Here is a 25,305-nt window from a genome sequence, read left to right on the forward strand (position 1 = left end):
TTGCCCGAATGGTAATTCACTTCAACGCGGCTCACCGAGTACGCGTATGAGCACCGTTTCGTCTCCACAGGAGGAAGCTCTCGCCTCCGTCGTCGTCGTCGACTACGGACTCGGGAACCTCCGCAGCGTCACCCGTGGCCTCGAGCGTGCGGGTGCCGACGTCGAGATCACCGACGATCCTGACGCGTTCGCCGCGGCCGACGGCGTGGTCCTGCCGGGCGTCGGCGCGTTCCGCGAGGGCGTCGAGAACGCCGACCCGCTCCGCGAGGACCTCCTCGCGGTCGCCGACAGCGGCACGCCCCTCTTTGGCATCTGTCTCGGCATGCAGATGCTGCTGACGACCAGCGAGGAAGGGGAAACCGACGGCGAGTCGGCCGTTCAGGGACTGGATCTGATCCCCGGAACCAACGTCCGGTTCGCCGAGGGGCAGAAGGTGCCACACATGGGCTGGAACGAACTCGAGGTCCAGCGCGAGCACCCGCTTGTAGAGGGTGTCGACGGAAACTACGCCTACTTCGTCCACTCCTACTACGCGGCCCCGGACGACGAGGCCGCGACGGTCGCGACGACCGACTACGAGCGCGAGTTCCCGTCGATCGTGGCCAACGACGAGGGGACCGTCTTCGGAACGCAGTTCCACCCCGAGAAGAGCGGCGAGACCGGATTGCAAATCCTGCGGAACTTCGTCGGGATCTGCGCCGAGGAGTAGTCGGGGCTCGAGAACACGGGTTTCGACCGTCTAGGTTTTGACTGGAGTGCCCTGCTGTTGATTCCTCTCAACGATTGGACACGACCTCCTGAAGACACGGGTTCGGGAGACGAATCCGTGGAGACACACCCCTCGATGCCGCTGTATGCAGCCGGTAGATGGCTTGTCCATCGGTGAATCGGCGGAATCGTCGATAGCGACTGCTGAGACGGTGCCGGTCACGATGGTGATGCCAAACGGAAACACCACTCCTATATACTCGTTCTGTGTTATCGTCCATTGATAGTATTGGACGACTCGTTCAAGCGGTATTGGACGACGTTTCCCGCTCGAGAAGAACGACACGGTTAGCTCTTGAATGTGCTCGCGTTTGGCTCTCGAATGTGCTCTGGTCGGTTGTAGTGTTGATTCGGTCCGTTCCGGTGTTGCTCCCATCCGAGACGATCGCTCGAGTCGCGCCAGCAGAACCCATCATCGGGCCGCGCCAGCAGATCCCATCATCGGGCCGCGAGTCCTCCCTCTCGAGCACCGTTTCGAGTCGACACACGGCCAAGTCGTTACAGCGGCACTGTGGGGTGTGTGTCCCCACATACAGCGGCACCGAGGGGTGGAAACCGGCCGATTCACGGTCGATAGAAACGCTTTTTATTCGATACAGCGGAACTACGGCATCGTCCCGCTACCCGAACTCGGCTCCCTCCGGCCGGGACGGCAGCTACCCCACGGATCCCGCCGGCCGGGTGGCGTCCGTCCTTCGTGTGACCCCCCACCATACAGCGGCACTCCGGGGTCCGTCGACGAGTGAAACGGGGAATCGAGGCGACTATACAGCGGCACTGCGGAGTGCAGTTCCGCCTATACAGCGGCACTCCGGGGTTTCCGGGGAACACCGGGAATCCCCGGCGCGCTTGCACCACCCCGATGAGTGATTGCGGGCAACCGGGACGCCTATACAGCGGAATCGAGGGGTGAATATTCACCTATACAGCGGCACCCCGGGGTGTTTTTCGCCCATCTCAGGAACGCAACCCGACGAGTTCCGAGTATACAGCGGCACTCCGGTTCGGAACGGTTAAGTAGTCGTCGCGACTTGTCCCCGCTATCCGAATGTCGGATTCGATGGATTACTTCGGCAGCGAGAACGAGATCTTTCGGAACAAGGAGCTGCTGCAGGTTTCACACCTTCCGGACGGCGATCGGATTATCGGCCGCGAGGCCGAACTGACGAATCTCGCGAACGCGATCAAACCCGCGACGCGGGGGAACACGCCGAACAACGTCCTCGTCTACGGGAAGACGGGAACTGGAAAATCGCTGTGTTCGAAGTTCATCACGAATCAGGCCATCGAACGGGCGAAGGGCAACGACGTCTCGATCGGCGTCGCCTACATCGACTGCCTGCAGGAATCGACCGAAACGCAGGCCGTCCAGTCGGCCGGGCACCAGCTCAACGAGCAGTCCGAGACGGACGTCTCGATCCCCCACTCGGGGCTGAGCACGGCCGAATACTACCGCCGCCTGTGGCACATCGTCGACACCCGTCACGACGTCGCGTTGATCATCCTCGACGAAGTCGACAAGATCGAGGACGACGACATCCTGATGCAGCTCTCTCGGGCCGTCGAATCCGGCAAACTCACCGAGAGCACGGTCGGCGTAATCGGCATCTCGAATAAGGTCCGCTACAAGGACTCGCTGGACGAGCGAATCAAATCCAGCCTCTGTGAGCGGGAGTACGTCTTCTCGCCGTACGACGCGACCCAGATCCGGGAGATCCTGCGCTCGCGGTCGGACGCGTTCCACGAGGGCGTCCTCGAGGACGGCGTCGTCCCACGCGTGGCCGCACTCGCGGCCCGCGAGCACGGCGACGCGCGGAAGGCGATCGACATCCTCCGATTCGCCGGCGAGATCGCCGAGGAGAACGACCTCGAGACGGTCACCGAGTCCTGTGTCGACCAGGCCCACGAGCGCGAGGAGACCAGCCGATTGGCCGAACTGATCTCCAAGAGTCCCAGTCACGCGAAACTCGTCCTCGAGGCGATGGCGCTGTCGACCCAACAGAAGAAAGGCGACGACGCGCCGGTAACGACCAACGAGGCTTACGACCTCTACAAGCGGCTCTGTGACCGTGATGGCTCCGAACACCTGAAACTGCGCCGGGTTCGGGACATCCTCTCGGAACTCGAGTTCCTCTCGATCATCGAACAGGAGCGCAAGTGGGCCGGCAAGGGGAAGGGCAACTACATGGAAAACCGGCTGATCGACGAGCCGGAGGTCATCATCGCTGCCTGTAACGAGTCCGAATAGCGGTCGCTCGATCCGAATAGCGTAACGCCAGTCATCGAGTCCGCGGGCGACGAGCGGAATCGGATCACAGCAGTTCGCGGACTTCGGAGTACCACATGTCGTGGTAGTCGACGTGACCAACCCGACGAGCGATCGCGACGGCAAGCGAGTGCCAGCAGCGCTCGGTCGGATCGTCGGCATCGAGGTTGTACTCGCTGTCCTTGCAGGTACAGCCGCCGTCCTCGACGATGTACTCGTCGTCGTAGCCGACGACGATCGTGAAATCCCGGTAGGATTTCACGCGGTTTTCGCCAACCGCTTCGATGGCCCGAACGCCGCGATCGCCGTGAATCTCGGAAATGTCGCCGACGATCTCGGGCGTGAGTTCGCCGGCTTCCTCGAGGGCTGCTTGCCATCGCTCGACGGGGTTGGCCTCCGACACGTCCGTGACTGTGCGCCGAACTGTAAAATCGGTTTGGTTGTCCGCCGCGTCCGATCCCGGCGATCGAGTTCGGACGCGACGGTCGGCCACACGAGACCACACGGTTTTTCGCCCGCTACCGACGAGAGGGCGTATGCGCGTCACCGAGGGCGGGGTCGAACTCGAGGTCCCCGGCGAACAGACGGAGGGGATCGAGGAGTCGGTCTTCTACAACCCGCGACAGGAGCTGAATCGGGATCTGACGATCGCGACGCTGCGGGCCTATCGCGAGCGCGAGGAGCGGGCCACATCGTATCTGGACGCGATGACTGCAAGCGGCGTCCGCGGCGTTCGGGCCGCCGCCGACGGCTGGGACGTCACCTGCTGTGACGTCGACGAGGAGGCGGTCGAACTCGCACGGTCGAACCTCGCGCGAAACGACTGCGAGGCGACGGTCGAGCACCGCAATGTCAGCGCCCTCATGCACGACGAGCCCTTCGACGTGATCGATCTCGACCCCTACGGGACGCCGATGCCGTTCGCCGACGCCGCATTCGCGAACTGTCGCGACCTCGTCTGTGTGACCGCGACGGACACCGCACCCATGTGTGGGGCACACTTCAACAGCGGCGTCCGCTCGTATTCCGCGATCCCCCAGAATACCGACTACCACGCCGAGATGGGCGTTCGGATCCTCGTCTCTGCGCTCGCCCGAAGCGCCGCTCGCTTCGACGTCGGCGTCGAACCGATCCTGACCCACGCGACCAGCCACTACGTTCGGACCTACCTCGAACTGACCCACAAGCCCACGTCGGCCGACGCCGCGATCGACGAGCTAGGCTATCTCTACCACTGCGAAGACTGTCTCTACCGCGAGGCCGATTCCGGGCTGATCGCCGCTCCCCTCGAGACGTGTCCCCACTGCGACGGCAATCGGATGCTCACCGCCGGTCCCGTCTGGCTCGGCCCCGTGCAGGACCCGACGTTCGTCGGCGCTGTCCGGGACGAAATCCCCTATACGTTCGACACTGCACCGGAGGCGAGGGAACTCTGTGACACGCTCGCGGCGGAACTCGACGAACCGACCCACTACGACCAGCACAAGCTCTGTCGCAACTGGGGGCTGCCCGCGAACGCGATGGACGAGTTCCTGGCCGATCTCCGCGAGGCGGGGCACGCGGCCTCGCGAGCCCACTACGGCGGGACGACGTTCAAGACGGACGCGAGCGTCGGCGAGATCCGCGCGGCGACTGCGTCGAATCTCGGCTAATCGAGTTACTCGATATCGGCGTAGAGGCGGACGAGCCCGCACTCGGGACAGCAGACGCCCTGCAGTTTCGTCGTGTTCTTCAGGCCGATCTTCCCCAGCAGTCCGTCGCGTTTCCCGGTCGGGATGGACAGGCTCATCCCCTCAGTGTCGCGAACGGGGACCGATTCCATCGTCACGCCACAGTCCGGACAACGTCGCTGGTCCATACGAGACCATCGACGGAACGTTGGAAAAGAATACTGTCCGGGAGAGGAACGGCCACGAGCGGACCGAACTGCGGCCGTCGACCGGGCCGAGCCGGATCAACGGCTCGCCGATCGAAACCGGTGGATACGGCGCTGGGACGGGTTCCGAATCGATGCGAGCGGTGGTCGTTACAGCGTAAGCGTCGATTGTAGGACCGTCCGACGAGATTAGATATACCGACCGGCGTGGAAGGGCCGTCCGTGATCGATCACAGACGGGGACTCGAGCTGACCCGCGCAGCGATCGGCCTCGCACGGACCGAACAGCTGACGCTGCTGGCGGCCGGCGTCGCGTTCTACGGGTTCATCTCGCTCGTACCGCTCATGCTGCTCGCGCTGGGAATCGCCGCGTCGATCGGTGGGGAGGCGCTCGCGGCGCGGCTCACGGCAGCAGCCAGCGACATCCTGACGCCGACGGCCCAGGAGCTACTCGCCGAGACGCTCGTCGACGATACCGGTCGGCAGGGAGCGACCATCGCCGGCATCCTCGGGCTGTTGTGGGGGTCGAGTCGCGTCCTTCGGGGCCTCGATCGAGCCTTCTCGCAAGTGTACGGCACTGCGGGGGAGAAGTCGCTGCTCGATACCGTCTGGGACGCGACGATCGTCTCCATCGGCATCACGCTGGGACTCGTCGTCGTCGGCGTCCTCGAGCTCGTACTCCGGTTCGTTCCCGGGTTCGGCCTGTCGGTCGTCGGCCAGCTGTTCGTCGTCCTCGGCCTGGTTGCGACGTTCCTGCCGCTGTACGTCGTCTTTCCCGACGCGAACGTCGGGCTTCGCGAGGCAGCTCCCGGAACGATCGTCGCCGCCGTCGGCTGGTACGCGCTGAGCCAGGGGTTCTCGCTGTATACCAGCCTGGCGACCAGCTACGCGATCTACGGTGCGCTCGGTGCCGTGTTCCTCGTCCTGGTCTGGCTGTACGTCGGTTCGATAATCCTGGTCTTCGGCGCAGTCCTCAACGCCGTCCTCGTCGACCGTGAAGTGGATCGGCAGCTACAAAGTCCCGGACACCGACAGATTTCCACAGAAGCGATGACCGACGACGCTACGGGTGCCGACGAGGGAGCCACGGAGGACCGCACGAGCGACGCTGGAGGGAGGCGGCGGGCCAGCGCCCGGACCCGGGATCGCGCCGGCGACGCGGCAGTCCTCCGCGAGGAGATCGAGCGGCTGCGCGACCGCGTGGACGCCTTCGAAGACGACGTCGAGGACAGGACCGTTCGAAAAGAATCCCTCGAGGGCGAACTCAAACGCTACGTCCGGCGACGGGTTCGGCGCGGCCACGCACAGGACTGGGGCCCATACCTCGTCTTGCTGTATGGAACGGCGATGTCGATCGCCGCGTTCTACTTCCTCGAGGGTCCCTGGGCGGTCCTCTCGATGCTGGTCGTCTGGACCTCGACGCTCGGCGTCTACGTGCTGATGGTCCTGTTCGGATTCGGCATCTCCCTGCTCGGGATCCCCGGCCGCCTCCGGAACCTGATCGGCGACCGACGCTCCTGAAGAAGCGTCCGACCCCCATCCGCACCCGACCGTTCTCCACCTCTCGTTCCCGTTCTCGGCTCCCGCTCGGAATCACTCCCCGGTGACCCCTACTCGTTGCTCCCGGACCGACGATCCTCGCCGTACTCGAGTCGTCCTCCCGTCGTCTCGCGTGTGCGTCGCCCTGCTGTCGTCTTACGTGTTCGTCGCCTTACTGTCGTGTGGGAACGGTTTGGTGGACGAACCGTCGTACTCGGTCCGTGTACGTCGCCGGTCGATGGAGATTACAAATGTGACCGACGCCGGCGAGGACCTCGACGCGACCGTCCTGTGCGACAGCGGCGTGAGCCGCTTCCCCGCGGCGCATGAATTTGTCGTTCTCGCCGTTGAGGAGCAGCGTCGAGCCGGGATAGGTCGAGAGCTTCGCCCGAAAATCCTCGCCGGCGATGTCGGGTCCCGCGTCGCCGAACTGTTTCGGGTAGAAGCCGGCCTCGATGATCTCCCGTTCGACGTCCGGCGGCAGCTCGCGCTTCCGAACCCAGCGCGTTGCCAGTTTCTCGACCGCGCGTTTCCCGAGATCGGGTTTCGTCAGCAACCGCGCGACGCCACCGGTGAGCCGCGTCCCGAGTTCCATCTTCCCCGTCGGATTCACACTACTCCCCGACAACACCAGCGCGTCGACCTGATCGGGGTGGCGGTAGGCGTACTCCGTCGCCACGTAGCCACCCAGCGAGAGCCCGACGAACACCGCCGATCCGTCGGTCCGTCTCGAGACCGTCTCCTCGAGGACGTCGATCGCGGGCTCCATCCGAAACGGCTTGCCGGCGCGGGTGCCGTGTCCCGGTAAATCGGGGGCGACGGTGTGATACTCGTCGGAGAACTCGCGCTGTTGGGGGAGCCACATCTTCCGCGTGAATATCGCGCCGTGGACGAACACGATCGACTGTGCGTCGGACGGACCGGCGACGTCGACGCCGCTCTCACCTGTGGCAGTCATAGTCACTGGCAGTACCACGAGGGCGGCCTTATACCACCCGCCGACACACGACGACGCACAGCACACGGAGGTCCCGATGGGGCTCAGCGGATAGCAGTATTGACGATGATCGCCTCACGAGCGGACCTCGAACGGCTTCGGACGGAAGCCGAGACGATCTGCACGAATCGAACCGCCTGCCAGGGGTTCAGCCGTCGCGCTCGAGTTGGTCGCCACCGAACTCGTCGTCGCTGCCGATGCGGGAGGCCTGCGGGCCGTCTTGGTCCTGGTACTTCGAGCCCCGATCGCTACCGTAGGGCCGCTCAGACGGCGTCTTGAGCTCGGTAAAGGTGAGCTGGGAGATGCGCATACCGGGCGTGAGCGCGACCGGGGCGGAGCCGAGGTTCGATAGCTCGAGGGTGATCTGTCCCCGGTAGCCGGGATCGCACAGCCCCGCGGTCGCATGCACGACCACGGCGAGCCGGCCCAGCGACGAACGGCCCTCGACGTGGGCGATCAGGTCCGCCGGGATTTCGACGCGCTCGTAGGTCGTTCCGAGCACGAAGTCGCCGGGATGGAGGATGAAGTCGTCCCCCTCGTCGACGACGGTTTCGGTGATGTACTCGTCGATCTCCTGCTCCGAGTCGGGATGAATACAGGAGATATTCGTCCGCTGAAACTCGAGGAACTCCCGACCCAGTCGGAGGTCGACGCTCGCGGGCTGGATCTGTAGTTCCGGGTCGTCGAGGGGGTCGACGACGAGGTCGCCGGCCTCGAGACGCTCGAGGATGTCCGCATCGGAGAGGATCATACCGAGTAGGAGCGAGCCACGGGACCCTAAATTCCTCGGTCCGCCGCCGATCGCCCCGAATCGGACGGACCGGCCCACGACGCCGAGATTACCATAACAAATCCGAACATTCAGCCCGAGCGGCCTAATCGATTATACCACTGTTTCACGAAACCCATCCCATGGACGGGACGCAGACCCGATTCAACGGCGACACGAGGGTTCTGCACCAGCGAGCGGTCCGAATTCCGCTTCCCGATATGGACGCCGAGCGGGTGTTCCACGAGAACATGATGACCGTGGCGGCCGCTCGAGAGCGGAAGGCGGAGCTCCTCGCCGACCCCACAGTGTCGGTTCTGGACGCTTACGAAGCCGAACTCGATCGGATCGCCGAGACCTTCGAGCGGCGTCTTCGACGGATCGCGGGTGACGACTACGAGGAGGTCGCGATGGCGTACAACCGGGGAGAGCGTGACGATCGGATCGGTGCGCTCGCCGCGTACTACTTCGAGGGGGCCTGGCGGGCCCAACAGCGGGCCACTATTACGGACATGCTGTTCGCCCCGCTCATCCTGCGGTATCCCGACAGTTTCACCATGAACATCCGATTTGCCAGCGGCTACACGACGAGGAAGTCCGTCCAATACGAGTCGCCGGCACACTGCTCGGACGACCTGGACGAGGAGTACGTCGAGACCTACTACGAGGAGAGTCTGTACTCACAGCAACAGGCGGCAGACTACATCCGAGAGACGGCGGAGATCATCCGCGAGGAGTTCCCCGATCCCGAGGAAACAGCGTTCGAAGACCGCAAATACGGCGGCATCGTCTCGGCCAGCGGCCGGCGCGGGTCGGTGTTCTCTGCGATGCTCGAGCGCGTCGAACCCGACCCCGATCGGTTTTCGGAATCGGTCGACGAGCCGACCCTCGTCGATGCGGGCCCGGAAGCGGACCGAACGGAACGAGCGCTCCTCCGCGATAGCGAAATCGTCCACTGAACAGCGAACGGTATAACAGCCTGGCCCCGCTGGATCGACTCGAGAACCGATGACTCCCCGCGCGTTCAGGATCGCCTACGACGGGACGGAGTACCACGGCTACCAGCGCCAGCCCGACGTCGCCACCGTCGAGGATGCGATCTTCGACGCGCTCCGCGCACTCGACGTGCTCGAACCCCCCGCCGACAAACCCACCGGCTACGCCGCCGCCGGCCGCACCGACGCCGGCGTCTCCGCGCTCGCACAGACGATCGCACTCGAGGCACCCGACTGGCTCGCGCCGCGGGCGTTGAACGCCGACCTCCCGGCCGACATCCGGGCGTGGGCGGCCGCCGACGTGCCGGCGGACTTCCACGCGACCCACCACGCGAGCCACAGAGAGTACACGTACCACCTGTACGCGCCGCCCGCTGGAGCGGGCGTGTCCGATGCGGACCGCGAGCCGGTCGCGCCCGCCGTCGACGACGACCGCTTCCACGCGGCCTGTGAGGCGCTTTCCGGGAGCCACGACGTTCACAACCTGACGCCCGACGACCACAACACCGAGCGGTCGCTGACCCTCGCGGCGAACCGGGACGGCGACTACCTCGTCGTCACCGTCAGCGCGGGCGGCTTCGCTCGAGAACTCGTCCGGCGGCTCGTCTCGCTGGCTCGCGAGATCGGAACCGGCGAGTCGACGCTGGCGAAGGTCGACCGCGTTCTCGAGCCCGATCCCCTGCCCGGCCACGAGGGGATCGCACCCGCCCCGCCGGAGCCGCTCGTCCTGACCGACGTGGGCTACCCCGAACTCGCGTTCGAGATCGACGACGCCGCGGCCGCGAGCGCTCGAGCGGTGTTCGATCGCTGTCGGATCGATCGCCGGACGGGAGCGCGGGTCGCCCGAGAGGTGGCCGACGGGATGCGCTGACGACGGGACGACTCGGCTCAAGGCCGCCACCGTGGCCACAGTCCGCGTCCGTGTAGGAGCGTTTTTTACGGCCACGGACACACGTCGGCGCATGGAACTGTCCCCCGAGGAGTACGGTGCCTACTGGCGCGCGTCGATCCGTGTCGCTGCGGGCGTGCTCGTGATCTTCTTCGGGACGCGCCTCACAGCGCCGCTACGGACCCATCCCGAAGTCGGCGCGTCCGCACTCGGCGTCGTCCTGTTCGTGTTGTTGGTCCTCGTCGGGACGTTCCTCGCCACGCTCGGCCTCGCCCGCGTCGTTCGGACGGCGGTCGACGCCGAGAGCTAAGTAGTCACTGAAACGAGTTACACACTGATCGCAACGCCGTCGTGCGATCAGGTCTGCAATGACGTTCAGTAACTACTATCGGCCTCGAGTACCCCGCGCCGTGAAATCGGCCGCACCGTTTCGGAGCCGATCCATCGAGAGCAGTTCGCAGGCCGAACTGTCTCGAGATCGAACCGGTCCGGACGTCGGTCGGCTTCGTCGCCCGCCCGCGTTCGATCCGTCACCGATCTCCGCAAGCACGCGGTCGGGCCACCGATGAGTCAGTCGTCGACGGTGCCGACGGGTTCGGCGTCCGCGGACTCCGCGGCCGCTCCCGAGTCGGGCGACCGGGCGTCGAACAGCGGGCTCTCCGCGCCGGGGACGAACGTGTTGAGGACCAGTGCCGACAGCGCGGTCACGATGACCGACTGTCCGAAGAACAGTTCCGCTCCGCTCGGGAGTCCCGCGAGGGCTTCGGGCGTCGTCGCGACGCCGAGCCCGAGGCCGAGCGAGACGGCGACGATGACCGTGTTCCGACGATCGAGGTCCACGTGCGTGACGATCAGTCGGAACCCGCTGGCGGCGACCATCCCGGCCATCAGCAGGACCGCGCCGCCGAAGACCGCGCTGGGGATCGTCGTGACGACGGCACCGACTTTGGGACTCAGTCCGAGGACGGCGAGGAAGACGCCGCCGATACCGACGACGTGACGGCTCATCACGCCGGTGAAGTTGACGATGCCGACGTTCTGGGAGAACGAGGTGATCGGGAACGCACCGAAGACGGCACCGATCGAACTCAACAGTCCGTCGTTGAACAGCCCGCCGCGGAACTCCTCGTTCGTCGGATTGCGTCCCTCGGCGGCCGTGACGCCGGACATGTCGCCGACGGTTTCCATCGAAGAGACGAGAAAGAGGACGGCGAAGGTGGCGATCGCGATCGGCTCGAACTCGAATCCAAAGCGGGTGGGCGACGGCAGCGCGATCCAGGCGGCGTCGCCGACGGTCGAGAAATCGACGAGTTCGAGGCCGGTGGTGAACGTGAGGGCGATGGCGGCCGCGTACCCGACGCCGATCGCGACGAGCACGGACAGCAGTCGCGTGACGCCGCGCGTGAACATGTTGAGGCCGACGGCGATCGCCAGCACGACCGCGGCGAGTCCGATGTGGTGCAAGGCACCGAAGTCCGACGCGCCGACCCCGCCGGCGGCGTAGTCCATCGCGACGGGCACGAGGTAGAGGCCGATGATGACGACGACGAGTCCGGTCACCAGCGGCGGGAAGAAGGGTTTGATGCGTTTGAACTGCCAGCCGATCAGTCCCTCGACGACGAACCCCGTCACGAGGATCGCGCCGAAGACGGCGGCCATCCCGTAGTCCGCGCCGATCGAGATCGACGCGCCCACGAACGTGAAACTCGAGCCCATGACGATCGGCAGGCGCGCGCCGACGGGCCCGACGGTGTACGCCTGTACCATCGTCGCCAGTCCCGAGAACAGCAGGACCATTTGGACGAGGTAGGCCGCGTCGCCGTCGAGACCGACGCTGGTCCCGACGGCGTAGGCCACCGCCGTCGCCGGGACGATCATCACCGCGACGTGTTGCAGGCCGAGCAGAATCGATTTCGGCAACGGCGGTTTGTCGTCCAGACCGTACTCGAGTTCGATGCCGCCGTCCGGTTCCGTCGACATTGTATGGCCGCCAGGTTGCAGATGGGTGTACAAAAAGATTCGCAAACACGCTCAAATGGGCGAATTAGGTGTCCGATATATGCACATAGATGCACACCCTGTGCCGAATACACGGGAGCGTCTCGCCCCCGTCGAGCTATCGGCTCGAGACGAGCCGTTGGCTGCCGTCGGTCCTCGGCACGTCTATCGATTCGCCGAGTGGACGGTCACCTCGCCGTCCTCGACCGTGATATCGACGAGGCTCGTCGCCTCGTATTCCGTGTCGTCGAGCGCCGACTCGCCGACCTTGCGCAACACGACGACGATGTCGACGATTTCGGCTCCGATGCCGTCGAGCGCGTCACAGATCGCGGCCAACGTGCCGCCGGTCGAGAGCATGTCGTCGACGATCACGACCCGGTCCCCCGCTTCGACGTCGTTGATGTACATCTCCGACTCCGAGTACCCCGTCTCCTGGTGGAGCGATACCTCGCCCTCGAGCCCGTAGGCCCGTTTTCGAATGACGACCAGCGGAACGTCGGCCTGCAGGGAAAGCGCGGTCGCGAGGTGGATGCCCATCGCCTCCGGCGCGACGATCTTGTCCACGTCGAGGTCCGCGGTCCGCATCACCTCGACGACGACCTCCCGCAACAGGGCGGGATCGAGCTGCGGAACCCCGTTGCTGATCGGGTGGACGAGGTACTCGTACCCGTCCTTGTCGATGATCGGTGCGTCGCCTAACGACTCGAGGAGCCGGTTCATACTGGCGATTCGGGAAATCGGAGTGAAAAGCCGTTCGTTCTTGTCGCCGGTCCCCGTCGGAACCCTCGTACGACCGGCTCGGTACGTCTCGTCGTTCCGAACTCTGAAGGGGTCCGACACGCTTTACCGCCACCGCTTCGAACGCGTGTCTATGAGTTCCGTACCCGAACGCTCCGAGGTCGACGAGCAGTACACGTGGGACCTCGAGAGCATCTATGCGACCGACGACGACTGGGAAGCCGCCTACGAGGCCGTCGCCGAGCGCATCGACGAACTCGAGGCCTACGAAGGGACCGTCACCGACGACGCCGAGGCCCTCCTCGAGACCCTCGAGTTGCGCGACGAGATCATGCGGGAGGTGTCGACGGTCGCCGCCTACGCCCGGATGCGTCGCGACGAGGATACGACCAACCAGGAGTACCAGGCGCTGACCGCCCGCGCCCAGTCGCTGGCGGCCGACGCCCAATCCGCGGCCTCCTTTATCGAGCCCGAACTCCAGGAGCTGACCCGCGAGGAGTTCGACGCGATGATCGCCGAGGAGTCGAGCCTCGAGACCTACGACCACTACGTCGACGACGTGCTCCGGATGAAACCCCACACGCGCTCGGCCGAGGTCGAAGCGCTGCTGGCGGACCTGAGCGAGGTGACCGGTGCGACGGGTGAAGTGTACAACATGCTCTCGAACGCGGACATGGCGTTTCCCACCGTCGAGGATCCCGAGGGCGAGGCCGTCGAGATCACCCAGAGCAACTTCACCAACCTGCTCAAGCGTCCCGATCGGGACTTCCGACGGCGCGTCTACGAGGGCTACTTCGACGAGTGGGAGTCGGTGCGCAACACCGTCGCGGCCAGCTACAAGAACAGCGTCAAAGCCGACGTCAAGACCGCTCGAGCGCGCAATTACGACACCGCACGCGAGGCCGCCCTCGACGGCCCCAACGTCCCCGTCGACGTCTACGATACGCTCGTCGAAACCGTCCACGACAACCTCGACAAGCTCCACCACCACGCCGACCTCAAACGGCGGGCCCTGGAGGTCGAGGAGCTACGGATGTGGGACCTCTACATGCCCCTGACCGGCGACGAGGGACCCGACCTGGAGTACGATCAGGCGACCGAGTACGTCGTCGACGCGCTGGCACCGCTGGGCGAGGACTACCAGTCCCGCGTCGCCGAGGGACTGGACTCCCAGTGGGTCGACGTCTACGAGAACGAGGGCAAACAGTCGGGTGCGTACTCCGGCGGCACCTACGATACCCAGCCGTTCATCCTCCTGAACTACCAGCAGGACATCTCCTCGATGTACACGCTGGCCCACGAACTCGGCCACTCGATGCACTCCGAACTCACGAAGGACGAACAGCCGTTCGTCTACTCGAGCTACGAGATCTTCGTCGCCGAGGTCGCCAGCACGGTCAACGAGGCGCTGTTGACCACCCACCTGCTGGAGACCGTCGACGACCCCGAGTTCCGCAAGCACGTCCTGAACGAGTTCCTCGAGCGCGTTCGCTCGACGCTCTACCGCCAGACCCTCTTCGCGGAGTTCGAACACGAAGCCCACCGGCTCGAGGAAGACGGCGAGCCCCTCACTGCAGACCGCCTCGACGAGCTCTACCGCGGGCTCAAGGCGGACTACTACGAACCCGCCGTGATCGACGACCGCATCGCCCGCGAGTGGATGCGGATCCCGCATTTCTACCGGGCATTCTACGTCTACCAGTACGCGACCGGCATTTCGGCGGCGCTCGCGATCGTCGACACCATCCTCGAGGACGGCCAGTCCGCCGCCGACGACTACCTCGAGTTCCTCCGCCGGGGCTCCCGTGAGTATCCCCTCGAACTGCTCCGGATCGCCGGCGTCGACATGAGCAGTTCGGGACCGATCGATCGCGCACTCGAGACCTACGGCGATCGACTCGAGGAATTCGAGTCGCTGTTGGCCTGACCGTCCGTTCGAGCGATCGGCTCGAGCGTCCCGGCCCGGCCGAAATCCCTCCGGGACCCAAAGGCACATTTACTGTCGGAATCCTATCGGGGTATATCAGGATGTCTCGAAGCCCGTCTATTCCAGACCGACCTCACCGCGATATCGACTCAGATCTCCCCGACGACGAGCGGCTCGAGGCGCTCCGCGGGCACTACGAGGATCTCGTCGACGTCAACGACCAGCTGTCCGAACAGCTCGACGACGCCGAGGACCGCCGCGAGCGCCTCCGGGAGAAGGTCGACCGCGTCGAACGCGAAAACGAGACGCTGAAGAGTTCGTCGCTGTACATCGCGACGGTCGAGGACGTCCTCGACGACCAGGTCATCGTCAAACAACACGGGAACAATCAGGAGGTGCTCACCGACGTCTCCTCGCGTATCGGCGACCGCATCGAACCCGGCGATCGGGTCGCGGTCAACGACTCCTTTGCGATCCAGACGATCCTCAACACCGAGACCGACGCACGCGCCCAGTCGATGGAGATCACCGCGAAGCCGGCGGTCACCTACGCCGACATCGGCGGCATCGACGAACAGGTCCGGGAAGTCCGCGAAGCCGTCGAGCAGCCCCTCGCCGAGCCCGAACTGTTCGACGAAGTCGGTATCGACCCACCCAGCGGCGTCCTCCTCTATGGGCCGCCGGGGACGGGCAAGACGATGCTCGCCAAAGCCGTCGCCAACGAGACCGACGCCACCTTCATCAAGATGGCTGGCTCGGAACTCGTCCGCAAGTTCATCGGCGAGGGCTCGCGGCTCGTCCGCGACCTCTTCGAGATGGCCCGCGAGCGCCAGCCCGCCATCATCTTCATCGACGAGATCGACGCGATCGCTTCGCGGCGCACCGAATCCAAGACCTCCGGCGACGCCGAGGTCCAGCGAACCATGATGCAACTCCTGAGCGAAATGGACGGCTTCGAGGCCCGCGGCGAGGTCCGCATCATCGCCGCAACCAACCGCTTCGACATGCTCGACCGCGCGATCCTCCGCCCCGGCCGGTTCGACCGCCTCATCGAAGTCCCCGAACCCGACCGCGACGGCCGCGAACAGATCCTGCAGATCCACACCCGCGGGATGAACGTCACCGACGACGTCGACTTCGCCGACCTCGCCGACGACACCGACGGCTACTCCGGGGCCGAAATCGAGAGCCTCGCCACCGAAGCCGGCATGTTCGCCATCCGCAACGACCGCAACGAAGTCACCCACCAGGACTTCACCGAGGCCTTAGAAAAGATCGAGAAAGACGACTCGAGCGACGTGATCTCCTCGGCCGGCTACTTCTATCAGTAACCACCGAAATTTCACTCTGCGAGCACGGCATAGTCGCGCTCTCGGTAAAGTTTCGATCAAACGCACTCCTCCTTCCTCTCCGTTCGCTGACTCGCAGTTTCACCGCTCGTCTATTCGCGGCGCTACGCGCCGCGCAACCGCTCTCCGAGTCAGTCGTCGACCCGCTCGCTCGGCCTTCGGCCTCGCTCGCGGTCAGCATCGGGTACCCGCCTGCCCTCCCCCGACTCGCGGAGCCCTCAGTTCTTCGGACTCCGCTCGCGGCCGCTGAACGATACGCGTCTCATCGATTCCGGATCGCAACGCCTTACGCCGTTCATCCCCGAGGACGCATATGAGCACGATTCGAGTCGTCTGGGGGTCGGCATCGGCTCCCACGGCGATGGCCTCCTACGATGCCGCGCTCGCGGAGGCCGGCATCGAGAACTACAACCTCGTCTCGGTTTCCTCGATGATCCCCGCTGAGACCCCCGTCGAAGCCGTCGGCACCGCGCCCGATCTCGGCCCCGCCGGCGAGCGCCTGACCGTCGTCGAGGCTCGAGCCACCACTGCCGGTCCCGGCCGCGTGAGCGCCGCGCTGGCGTGGACCCAGTCGGTCGACGACGGTCCGGGACTGTTCTACGAGACCGCGGGCGAGATGGATCACGAGACCGTCGAACGCCGGGTCCGCGAGGGACTGGCTGCGGGGCAGGACCTGCGCGAGTGGGAGTTTGGCGATTCGGCGGTCGCCGTCGAGAGCCAACAGGCCGAGTCGGGAGCACACACGACGGCGGTCGTGCTCGCGGTCTACGGCGAGAGCGAGCCGATCCTCTCGGATTGACTGAAGGCGAACCCTTTTGAACCGGCGGCGCATTGCTACGGGTACACACTTCTCATGAACGGAAATACGCCGTACGCAGGGCTACCGGGCGAGACTGGTGCTGGGCAGCGTGCAGCGGCGGACGTTCCGGACCTCTCGAGTACGCAAAAACGACTGCTCCATCGCGACGTCTCACGGATCGCCGCCCGTACCCGTGAGTTCCTTCCCAGCGAGTACGTCGTCGACGCAGACGTCTCGAGCGGGATGACCGGGCCACAGGTCACCGTCGCGGTCCGCCCGCCGGTCGGCCACGCCGTCAGTGCCGGCTTTACGCCCGACCTGGAGGAAGCGGCGGCCGCCGAGGAGGTCATCACCCCCGACGAACGCGACGAAGTCGCCCGCGGGCTGGCCGCGAGCGCCGCCTTGCAGGTGAAACAGGCCGTCAGCAACAACGTGCGGCCGACCGGGAAGTAATCAATACAGTAGCTGTTCGAGCTGGTGGCTCCGCCGTTCGAGATCGATCGCCGGCTCGACCGACGGATCGGCACTGAGCCGATCGAGGACGAGCAACGGATCCGTCCCGGCTCGTTCGACCGCCTCGAGCAGGGTTTCGATCGCGGCGCGGTTCGTCGCAAGCGACGAACACAGGCCGACCGCGAGCGCGAGCGGAATCGCACGCTCGGGAGTGGTGGGGAAGGCATCGCTGACGCGTGAAAAGTCGGGCTCGCCACCCGCCGGTCCGTTCCCGTCCGCGTCGAGCGGCGCGTCCGGCGTCGGCTCGAGGCGCAGACAGCGCGGACAGAACGAAACGACAGCGGCCCCCGACGGCGCGTCAGTGCGGTACGCTTCCGGAACGGAAAACGAAACGACAGCGGTGGTGCATTCGGGACAGGTCATCGGGCTCGAGAACGCGGGTGAATATCGGATCGAAGGCGGGAGGCGGTCGGCGCGTCTTACTGGTTCGCCGTGGGCGACTGCGCGGCCGTATCCGGCTGCACGTCTTCGAGTTCTTCCTGGTTCGCTTCCGCTTCTTCGGCGGCGGCCGCCTCGGCCTCTCGTTCCGCCTTCTCTTCGGCTTCTTTCTTCTCCTTGATCTTCTTCAGGCGGAACGTCTCCTCGCGTTCCTGTTCCTCGAGTTTTTGCTCGATGTACTCCTGGTTGTCGTAGAGTTCCGGCAGGAGTTTGAACTCGAGGGCGTTGACGCGTCGCTTGGTGGTCTCGATCTCGCGGAGCATCTTCTTCATCGCCGTCTCGACCTCGGCGGCGAGGATGATGCTCTCTAAGAGGTCCTCGTAGGCTTCGGCGGCCTCGTCGATGCGGGCGGAGGTGCCCATGATCCCGTAGCCGCGTTGATCGAGGCTCTTGGAGACCCGCGAGGACTCGATCTGTGGGACGACGACGCCCATGATGTTCTTCGATTCGGTGGTGATCTCGGGGTGTTCCTGCAGCGCCGCCGCGGCACCGCGGACCGCGACATCGCCTTCCATCGCCCGGGCCATGTTGATCTTCTTCTGGGCGTCCTCGTAGTCCTGTGCGAGGTCGCCGCGGACGTCCTGTGCCTTGTCCAGGATGTCCATGAACTCCATGATCAGCCCGTCGCGTTTCTTCTCGAGCGTGCCGTGGCCCCGCTCGGAGAGCTCGATGCGATCCTCGATCGCCATCAAGTTCTTGCGGGTGGGCTTGACGTCGTTGGCCATCTTGTGGGGGGATAGCGGCCCCAGTCGGATAACTGTTTACAGTTTCCGCGCACTGCTCGCGCTCAACGCGGGGAAATCGGCGTCGCAGGTCGCGCTCGAGGACGGGTACCTACCCGAGAAACAGGTCGATCATGTCCCCCGACGACTGTCCCTTGTAGAGCTCCGAGTAGCCGCAGTTCGTACAGCTCACGACGTGGAAACGGCGGTTCTGGATGTCGAACATCTTCGAGAGCCCGCCCCCGGTCGTCGCGATCTCGTCGATCTCCGTCTCCGTGTGGTCGCACTTCGGACAGCCGCGATCGTCGTCTCTCATAGTCGACGGTTTCGTGTCAGTTCACAAAATATTTGTGCCCGGCTCCACGAGTGAACGCCACGCCATGTCCGCCGCTCTCGGTCTCCTCGTCGTCCTCGCGTCCCTGGCGGTTCCGTTCGTCCTCTGGCTGGCGATCAGTCGGGAGACGTCGGACCCGACGGTGGTCGACCGCGCGGAGGCGGAACGGATCGCGAAAGAGCGCGGCGGTCGCGAGACGGCACACTCGAGTGACGGTGTGGACCATCCTGACGACGATGACCGCGACGAGTGGGGCGATCGACGGACGTAGCCCGGGAGTTCTCGCCGCGACCGTCGCTACGCGTCGACGCCGCTATTCCGACTCGAGGACGTGCACCCGGTCTTCGTCGATCGAGAGCGACACGGTGTCGCCGATTCGGTAGCCGTCGAGACCGTCGGCGTGTAGCGTTACCGTCGTTTCGTCCGGGAGCGTCGCCGAGAGGTGGGTCCGCTCGCCGAGGTAGGTCACGTCCGCCACGTCGGCCCGAATCGCTCCCGAACCGATCTCGAACGCCTCGGGGCGGACCGCGACTCTGACCTCGCCGTCTGCTTGGACTGCAACGGGCAGTTCGGCGAATCCGAGATCGACGTGGCCGTTTTCGGCGACCCCCTCGAGCAGGTTCGATCGCCCGACGAAGTTCGCGACGAAAGTGTTCGCGGGACGGCGGTAGATCTCCGCGGGCGTCCCGACCTGCTCGACGGTCCCCTCCGCGAGGACGGCGATCCGGTCGCACATCGCCATCGCCTCCTCCTGATCGTGCGTGACGTAGAGGGCGGTCACCTCGAGGTCGGCAAGCAGGTCGCCGATCTCCTCGCGCAGTCGGGTCTTGAGTTCGGCGTCCAACCCAGTCATCGGTTCGTCGAGCAGGAGGACGTGGGGTTCGATCGCGAGCGCCCGCGCGAGGCCGACCCGCTGTTGCTGGCCGCCCGACAGCGTCGTCGGCCGCCGGTCGGCCAGTTCGGCGATGTCGAGCATGGCGAGCAGGTCGTCGGCCCGGTCGCGACGCTCGGCTTTCGGAACGCCTTGCATCTTCGGCCCGAAGGCGACGTTCTCGCGGACGGTCATGGTGTCGAACAGGGCGTAGGACTGGAAGACCAAGCCGACGTTGCGTTCCTCCGGCGGGACGTGGGTGACGTCGACCCCGTCGAACAGCACTCGCCCGTCGCTCGGCGTCTCGAAACCGGCGATGGTTCGCAACGTCGTCGTCTTCCCGCAGCCCGACGGACCGACGACCCCGAGGATCTCGCCGTCCCGGATCGTCAGATCGATCCCGTCGACGGCAACCTCGTCGCCGTAGGCCTTGGTCAGCGACTCGAGGGAGATCCGGCTCACGAACGATCACCTCGGTCCGTAGAGCCAGTTCGAACGCGGTGCCGTCCGCGACCGATCGACGCCGGTTCCGAGCCGTCTGTGAGTGTCTGTCTCAGTTTCATCGTTGTCGTGCGGTCGTGAATCCACTACTGCCAAGCCACTGCAGGACGAGAATCGCGGTGACGACGATCAGGAAATACACCGAAACGGCCGCCGCGGACTGCAGATGGGTCGCGTTCGAGATGTTCCGGTAGAGGAAGATCGCGAACGGGTCCGGGCTCCCGCTCGCGACCATGTACGTGAAGTTGAACTCCGCGGCCGCGAGCGTCCAGGTAATGATCGAGCCCGCCACGATCCCCCGCTTGGCGTGTGGAACGACGATCGTCAGGACGGTTCGGGGCCACGATGCGCCCAACGACCGGGCGCTCTCCTCGAGGCGGACGAGATCCATCGACTGGAACGAGCTCTGTACTGTCAGGACCATGTACGGCGATTTGAGCAGGCAATACCCCGCGATCAACCCGAACGCCGAACGGCCGAACTCGGGGTAGGTCTGGACGAAGGCGATGCCGAGGATTAGCCCCGGAACGAGCGGCAGGATCGCGACCGTGTTCACCCAGTCACGCGCGAAAAACTCGTATCGCGCGAGCGCGTACGCGATGGGGACTCCGATCACCACGTTCAAGAGCATCCCCCCGGTCGCGATGGCGAGACTGAACGCGAGGCCCGGCATCGCGTTCGTCCGGACGCCGTAGTCACCGAAGCCAAGCACCTGTCGCCAGTGCTCGAGGGTGACGAATCCCCGCGGGACGACGCCCGTCGCCGACTGTGCGAACGAGGAGACGAACGTGACGACGACGGGAACGGTCAGGAACGCGACGACGATCGAGACGACGCCGACGAGGATCGGTCGACCGAGCACGGTCGACAGCGCGGGTCCGGACCGCGACCACTCCGCGGACGCGTCGGCGGTGACAGCACCGCCATCGGAGCGTGCCTCCGTGCGGTCAGCCCCGGACCGCACGCTCGAGTCGTCGGCCGCGGTCGTCGATTCGAACGGACCGGTCATCTCAGATCCCCACCGTATCGTTCTCGACGAACCGCAGTCCGACGAACGTGAACGCGACGATGAAGACGACGTAGACGAGTCCGATCGCGGCCGCGACGTCGGGGTGGTACGAGCCGACGCTCGTCTCCTCGTGTATCTGGAGCGTGACCACGCGGTGACTCTGCAGGATCAGGACGGTCCCGAATATCGCGAGTCCGGAACGGAACGTGAGGATCGCCGCCGCGACGATGCCCGGTCGAATTTCGGGGAGCGTCACGTGATAGAACGTCTCCCAGCGGCTCGCACCGAGTGCGCGGGCCGCTTCCTCGGCCTGCGTGTTGACCTCGGCGTAGGTCCCACGAAGCACCATCGTCGCTCGCGGCAGCAGCGAGTAGACGTAGCCGAGGAGCAGGCCGCTGATCGCGGTCGCACTCGCCAGATCGAGCGCGCTCTGCCCCGTCGCGACCGCCACCGCGTTCGTCACCAGCCCCTGTCGACCCAGGAGGACGACGATCAGATACGCGACGATGATCCCCGGCAGCGCGATGGGGAACGAGACCGCCGCGACGACGACCCGCTCGGCGGGGAGGTCGTACTTCTCGAGGACGTGAGTGACGGCCACGCCGAGCGCGACGCTGACCAGCGTCGCCAGCCCGACGAACCACAGCGTGTTCCAGGCGACCCACCGGTACTCGGCGGTCGTCGCGAGGGTCCGCCAGGCCTCGAGCGACCAGCCCGTCATCCAGACCGTGTCCTCGGCGAGGCTGATCCGTGCCAGCATCGCGAGCGGGACGAATCCTGCGACCGTCGCGAGGACGAAGAAGGGCAGACACGTGATCGCGATCCGCCGGCGTTCCCGCTCGCGTTCGGTCGTCGGACGGGCGGTCGTCGACGCGAGCGTCGCGACTCGACGAACCGACGCCGTCGCCGATTTCCGGACCGACATCCGCGATCACTGGGCTCCCTGCAGCGGGGTTCGGTCGACGAGTTCCTCCTGAATGTCGGCTTGCTTCTCGACGAGGGTCTGCTGGTCGACGGTGAACCCGGCCGCCTCGTAGGACGACTGCTCGGGGAACTCGTCGGGCTGGTCGACCTCGTTCGCCCGGATCGGACGGACGTAGGCGTCGAAGAACAGCTTCTGGCAGTCCTCGGTCAGGACGTAGTCCATGAACAGCTTCGCCGCCTCGGGATTTGGCGCGTTTCGCAACAGGGCGTAGCCGTAGGGGACGTTCATCGCGCCCGGTTCGCCCTCGGGCCCCTCGAGGATCGCGACCTCGATCTGGCCCTCGTCGAACTCCTCGTTGTTGTACTTGAGGTTCAGCCCGGTGTAGTCGTACTCGACGACCGTCGAGATCTCGCCGGCGGTCATCGGTCCCTCGACGTTGCGGCGGAAGTCCGCGCCGTGCTCGGCGATCGTCTCGTGGTATTCGATGACCGGATCGAGGTTATCCAGATCGCCGCCGTAGGCCCGGTTGACCGACAGTGCGGAGGCCTGCCCGTTGGCGGTGTGTGGCGGCGTAAAGGCCAGGTCCTTCGCGATGTCGGGATGTTTCAGGTCCTCCCACGTTTCGGGGGCGTCCAGCCCCCGCTCCTCGTAGACGTCGGCCCGGTAGGTCACCGCGGTCGTCATCTGCCGCGTCGCGGTCACGTGGCCGTTGTCGGTCTTCAGATCGTCGGGGACCACGTCCCAGTTCGCCGGCTTGTACTCGGTCGTCAACTCGTCGTTCATCGCCTCGAGGCCAAAGGAGTAGCCGCCGTTGTACGCCGAGTGGGTCGGGTTCTGCGCGTTGGCCCGCATGTCCTCGAGGGCCTCACCCGACGATCCCTGCGCGTCGTAGAGTGGGATGCCATACTCCTCTTCGAAGGCTTCCATGACGGCCCCCCAGTTCGACCACCCGGTCTGGACGCAGTAGATCTGTAGCTCCTCGGGAAACGCCGCGGAGTCGACGTCGGTTTCGTACTCGCCGTGGCCGACCGTGTAGGTCTGGCCGCCGCCCCCACCGACGAAATCGCCCAGACATCCCGCAACCGAGAGCGTACTCGCAGTCACGCCACTCGCAAGCACCGATCGCCGTGTCGTCCCTGTCGACTCGGACATAGATACGCAAGCCGACAAGAGACACTAAGCCGTTGCTATGTTAGAAATGTGACGCTATATAGTGTCCCAGAGCGAAACACATCGCTCGGGAACGCGTTCGTACGGTTCGATCGAACCGCGGCCGGCAAACGGTATGAGAACGGTTCGCTTCGCGGATGGGGCTCACCCCTGTCCGACCATTCGTTCTTCGTCCTCCCACTCCTCCTGACGGAGTTCGTATTTCTGCACTTTGCCCGTCGCGGTCGTCGGCAGTTCCTCGACGAACTCGACCCGGTGGACGGTCTTGTACCCCGCGAGGTTCTCCCGCGTGAAGGCCTCGAGGTCGCGTTCCGTCACATCCGGATCGGCCGGATCATCGCTGTCCGGGACGACGAACGCCTTCGGCGTCTCGCCCCACTCATCGCTGGGCGCTGGAATCACCGCCACGTCCGATACCTCGGGGTGGTCGAACAGGGTATCCTCGAGTTCGATACTCGAGATGTTCTCCCCGCCCGAAATGATGATGTCCTTCTTCCGATCCTGAATCGCGATCATGCCGTTCTCGTCGATCGTCGCGAGGTCGCCGGTGTGGTAGTAGCCCTCGAGTCGGTCGGTAAAGGCTTCCTCGGTCGCCTCGGGTTTCTCCCAGTACTTCTCCATGATCTGGTTGCCACGGACGACGACCTCGCCGAGGGTTTCGTCGTCGTGGGGAACGTCCTCCCCGTCCTCGTCGACGACGCGGATTTCGGTTCCGAGATAGGCCAGTCCCTGCCGTTTCTTGATCCGGAATCGGTCGCCGCTGTCGTCCGCGAAGTGTCGGCGCGCGTCGGAGGTCGTGATCAGCGGCCCGGTCTCGGTCGCGCCGTAGACGTGTTTCAGATACCAGCCGAACTCGTCCTCGACGGTCCGGATGGTCGCCTCCGGCGGCGCACTGCCCGCTGTCGCGAGTCGAACGTCCCGCTCGCCGGTCGTCTCCGGCTCGTGCTCTTCGTAGTGGTCGATCAGCATGTTCAACACCGTCGGCGCACCGCACATGTACGAGACGTCCTCGGATCGCACGGTCTCGAAGATTTCCCCCGCGTCGATGCCGCGCGTACAGACGTGTTTCGCGCCGATTCCCGTTACCGCGAAGATGTGGCCCCAGCCGTTCGCGTGGAACATCGGCAGCGTCCACAGGTAGACGTCGTCGTCCGTGATCTCCTGATGGCCGACCAGCAAGTAGGCGTGGATCGTCTCACAGCGATGCGTTCGGCAGACTCCCTTCGGATCGCCCGTCGTTCCCGAGGTGTAGTTGATCGTGATGATCTCGTCCTCGACCATCTCGGGGCGGTCGTAGTCGGGACCGGCGTCCTCGAGGACGGTGTCGAACGACTCCCACTCTCCCGTCACTTCGGTGGTGTCGTTCGTGATGAACGTCTCCGTCGGCACCTCGTCGCGGATCGCCTCGATCCTGTCGGCGAACTCGTAATCGGCGTAGATCGCGTCGACGTCCGCGTCCGACAGGATGTACTCGAAGTCGTCGGGCGTGAGCCGGTAGTTCAGCGGGGTGTGAACCGCCCCGAGTTGCATGATCCCGTAGGCCGCCTCGAGGTGGTAGTGGGTGTTCGGATCCAAGACGGCCACGCGGTCGCCCTTCTCGATCCCCCGTTCCTGCAACGCCGCCGCGAACCGATCGGCGCGCTCGCCGAGGTCGTCGTAGGTGAACCGTTCGCCCGTCGTCGCCACGACGGCCTCCTCGTCGCCGTAATGGGTCCGCGCCCGGTCGAGGAACTCCGGCACGAGCAGTGGTTTGTGCATACATAGCGCGCTTCATCGACGATCCATACGATCCTTTCCCCCTGTTTCACGCAGTGATAGTCAGGATAGCTGATGTATCGAAACGGTCTCGACCGCTTGAGGCCGACCTTCGAGTCGGTCCCGCCGTCGGGGTCGACCAGCGCTATTTCCG

The 25,305-nt window shown here is 65.2% G+C and carries 26 protein-coding genes; 12 read left to right on the top strand and 14 right to left on the bottom strand.

What is annotated here, in order from left to right:
• Positions 1-46 precede the first annotated feature (46 nt).
• Together hisH and J0X27_RS06295 are read left to right on the top strand one after the other, a co-directional pair.
• Positions 47-709 (top strand): imidazole glycerol phosphate synthase subunit HisH, encoded by a 663-nt coding sequence (gene hisH, locus J0X27_RS06290; RefSeq protein WP_207271540.1) that lies wholly within the window; start codon positions 47-49, stop codon positions 707-709.
• Between the two features lie 1,107 nt (positions 710-1,816).
• Entirely contained in the window at positions 1,817-3,016 is a 1,200-nt protein-coding gene (locus tag J0X27_RS06295) for a Cdc6/Cdc18 family protein (RefSeq protein ID WP_207271541.1), read from the top strand.
• 64 nt (positions 3,017-3,080) lie between these two features.
• Here J0X27_RS06295 and J0X27_RS06300 read toward each other — a convergent pair whose 3' ends face one another.
• Positions 3,081-3,437, bottom strand: a complete 357-nt coding sequence (locus J0X27_RS06300) for a hypothetical protein (protein WP_097381457.1) — start codon at positions 3,435-3,437, stop codon at positions 3,081-3,083.
• 133 nt (positions 3,438-3,570) lie between these two features.
• On the opposite strand from J0X27_RS06300, the gene J0X27_RS06305 reads away from it, so the two are divergent.
• A complete protein-coding gene (locus J0X27_RS06305) occupies positions 3,571-4,686 on the top strand; it encodes a tRNA (guanine(26)-N(2))-dimethyltransferase (protein WP_207271542.1) in 1,116 nt (371 codons plus the stop codon).
• Positions 4,687-4,691: 5 nt separating this feature from the next.
• On the opposite strand, the gene J0X27_RS06310 is transcribed toward J0X27_RS06305, so the two are convergent.
• Positions 4,692-4,892 (bottom strand): hypothetical protein, encoded by a 201-nt coding sequence (locus tag J0X27_RS06310; protein ID WP_207271543.1) that lies wholly within the window; start codon positions 4,890-4,892, stop codon positions 4,692-4,694.
• Between the two features lie 240 nt (positions 4,893-5,132).
• Here J0X27_RS06310 and J0X27_RS06315 point away from each other — a divergent pair, with 240 nt between their 5' ends.
• Positions 5,133-6,431: a YihY/virulence factor BrkB family protein gene (locus J0X27_RS06315; protein WP_224214629.1), complete on the top strand. Its 1,299-nt coding sequence runs from the start codon at positions 5,133-5,135 to the stop codon at positions 6,429-6,431.
• 190 nt (positions 6,432-6,621) lie between these two features.
• Here J0X27_RS06315 and J0X27_RS06320 read toward each other — a convergent pair whose 3' ends face one another.
• Both J0X27_RS06320 and dcd read right to left on the bottom strand, forming a co-directional pair.
• Positions 6,622-7,407, bottom strand: a complete 786-nt coding sequence (locus J0X27_RS06320) for an alpha/beta fold hydrolase (protein WP_207271545.1) — start codon at positions 7,405-7,407, stop codon at positions 6,622-6,624.
• A gap of 187 nt (positions 7,408-7,594) precedes the next feature.
• Positions 7,595-8,197: a dCTP deaminase gene (gene dcd, locus J0X27_RS06325; protein ID WP_207271546.1), complete on the bottom strand. Its 603-nt coding sequence runs from the start codon at positions 8,195-8,197 to the stop codon at positions 7,595-7,597.
• Between the two features lie 161 nt (positions 8,198-8,358).
• On the opposite strand from dcd, the gene J0X27_RS06330 reads away from it, so the two are divergent.
• The 3 genes from J0X27_RS06330 (at position 8,359) to J0X27_RS06340 (ending at position 10,409) form a co-directional block, all read left to right on the top strand.
• A complete protein-coding gene (locus J0X27_RS06330; RefSeq protein WP_207271547.1) occupies positions 8,359-9,174 on the top strand; it encodes a hypothetical protein in 816 nt (271 codons plus the stop codon).
• 49 nt (positions 9,175-9,223) lie between these two features.
• Positions 9,224-10,081: a tRNA pseudouridine(38-40) synthase TruA gene (truA, locus tag J0X27_RS06335; RefSeq protein ID WP_207271548.1), complete on the top strand. Its 858-nt coding sequence runs from the start codon at positions 9,224-9,226 to the stop codon at positions 10,079-10,081.
• A gap of 91 nt (positions 10,082-10,172) precedes the next feature.
• A complete protein-coding gene (locus tag J0X27_RS06340; RefSeq protein ID WP_207271549.1) occupies positions 10,173-10,409 on the top strand; it encodes a hypothetical protein in 237 nt (78 codons plus the stop codon).
• A gap of 260 nt (positions 10,410-10,669) precedes the next feature.
• On the opposite strand, the gene J0X27_RS06345 is transcribed toward J0X27_RS06340, so the two are convergent.
• Together J0X27_RS06345 and hpt are read right to left on the bottom strand one after the other, a co-directional pair.
• Complete coding sequence (locus J0X27_RS06345) at positions 10,670-12,079, bottom strand: uracil-xanthine permease family protein (protein ID WP_207271550.1); 1,410 nt, start codon at positions 12,077-12,079, stop codon at positions 10,670-10,672.
• A gap of 183 nt (positions 12,080-12,262) precedes the next feature.
• Entirely contained in the window at positions 12,263-12,820 is a 558-nt protein-coding gene (gene hpt / locus J0X27_RS06350; protein ID WP_207271551.1) for a hypoxanthine/guanine phosphoribosyltransferase, read from the bottom strand.
• Positions 12,821-12,971: 151 nt separating this feature from the next.
• On the opposite strand from hpt, the gene pepF reads away from it, so the two are divergent.
• The 4 genes from pepF to J0X27_RS06370 all read left to right on the top strand — a co-directional run bounded on the left by pepF (position 12,972) and on the right by J0X27_RS06370 (position 17,366).
• Positions 12,972-14,765: an oligoendopeptidase F gene (gene pepF / locus J0X27_RS06355; protein ID WP_207271552.1), complete on the top strand. Its 1,794-nt coding sequence runs from the start codon at positions 12,972-12,974 to the stop codon at positions 14,763-14,765.
• Positions 14,766-14,866: 101 nt separating this feature from the next.
• Positions 14,867-16,096 carry a proteasome-activating nucleotidase Pan2 gene (pan2, locus tag J0X27_RS06360; protein ID WP_207271553.1) on the top strand — a complete coding sequence of 410 codons (1,230 nt, stop codon included), beginning with the start codon at positions 14,867-14,869 and terminating at the stop codon, positions 16,094-16,096.
• Positions 16,097-16,427: 331 nt separating this feature from the next.
• Complete coding sequence (locus tag J0X27_RS06365; protein ID WP_097381442.1) at positions 16,428-16,913, top strand: pyruvoyl-dependent arginine decarboxylase; 486 nt, start codon at positions 16,428-16,430, stop codon at positions 16,911-16,913.
• Between the two features lie 54 nt (positions 16,914-16,967).
• Positions 16,968-17,366 carry a DUF5811 family protein gene (locus J0X27_RS06370; protein ID WP_207271554.1) on the top strand — a complete coding sequence of 133 codons (399 nt, stop codon included), beginning with the start codon at positions 16,968-16,970 and terminating at the stop codon, positions 17,364-17,366.
• Here the strand turns inward: J0X27_RS06370 and J0X27_RS06375 are convergent, their stop codons facing one another.
• From J0X27_RS06375 to J0X27_RS06385, 3 genes are all read right to left on the bottom strand, one after another.
• A complete protein-coding gene (locus tag J0X27_RS06375) occupies positions 17,367-17,789 on the bottom strand; it encodes a DUF6276 family protein (protein WP_207271555.1) in 423 nt (140 codons plus the stop codon).
• 56 nt (positions 17,790-17,845) lie between these two features.
• Entirely contained in the window at positions 17,846-18,589 is a 744-nt protein-coding gene (locus J0X27_RS06380) for a V-type ATP synthase subunit D (RefSeq protein WP_207271556.1), read from the bottom strand.
• 109 nt (positions 18,590-18,698) lie between these two features.
• Positions 18,699-18,902, bottom strand: a complete 204-nt coding sequence (locus J0X27_RS06385) for a zinc ribbon domain-containing protein (protein ID WP_097381438.1) — start codon at positions 18,900-18,902, stop codon at positions 18,699-18,701.
• Positions 18,903-18,966: 64 nt separating this feature from the next.
• Here J0X27_RS06385 and J0X27_RS06390 point away from each other — a divergent pair, with 64 nt between their 5' ends.
• Entirely contained in the window at positions 18,967-19,191 is a 225-nt protein-coding gene (locus tag J0X27_RS06390) for a DUF8143 family protein (RefSeq protein ID WP_207271557.1), read from the top strand.
• A gap of 42 nt (positions 19,192-19,233) precedes the next feature.
• On the opposite strand, the gene J0X27_RS06395 is transcribed toward J0X27_RS06390, so the two are convergent.
• From J0X27_RS06395 to J0X27_RS06415, 5 genes are all read right to left on the bottom strand, one after another.
• Entirely contained in the window at positions 19,234-20,253 is a 1,020-nt protein-coding gene (locus J0X27_RS06395; RefSeq protein WP_207271558.1) for an ABC transporter ATP-binding protein, read from the bottom strand.
• A 97-nt stretch (positions 20,254-20,350) separates the two neighbouring features.
• Positions 20,351-21,301 (bottom strand): ABC transporter permease, encoded by a 951-nt coding sequence (locus J0X27_RS06400; protein WP_207271559.1) that lies wholly within the window; start codon positions 21,299-21,301, stop codon positions 20,351-20,353.
• A gap of 1 nt (position 21,302) precedes the next feature.
• Positions 21,303-22,226: an ABC transporter permease gene (locus tag J0X27_RS06405; protein ID WP_207271560.1), complete on the bottom strand. Its 924-nt coding sequence runs from the start codon at positions 22,224-22,226 to the stop codon at positions 21,303-21,305.
• A gap of 6 nt (positions 22,227-22,232) precedes the next feature.
• On the bottom strand, positions 22,233-23,378 hold the full coding sequence (locus tag J0X27_RS06410; RefSeq protein ID WP_207271561.1) for an extracellular solute-binding protein: 1,146 nt from the start codon (positions 23,376-23,378) through the stop codon (positions 22,233-22,235).
• Between the two features lie 162 nt (positions 23,379-23,540).
• On the bottom strand, positions 23,541-25,154 hold the full coding sequence (locus tag J0X27_RS06415) for a long-chain-fatty-acid--CoA ligase (RefSeq protein ID WP_207271562.1): 1,614 nt from the start codon (positions 25,152-25,154) through the stop codon (positions 23,541-23,543).
• Positions 25,155-25,305 lie beyond the last annotated feature (151 nt).

It is taken from the genome of Natrinema longum (assembly GCF_017352095.1).
GTDB lineage: Archaea > Halobacteriota > Halobacteria > Halobacteriales > Natrialbaceae > Natrinema > Natrinema longum.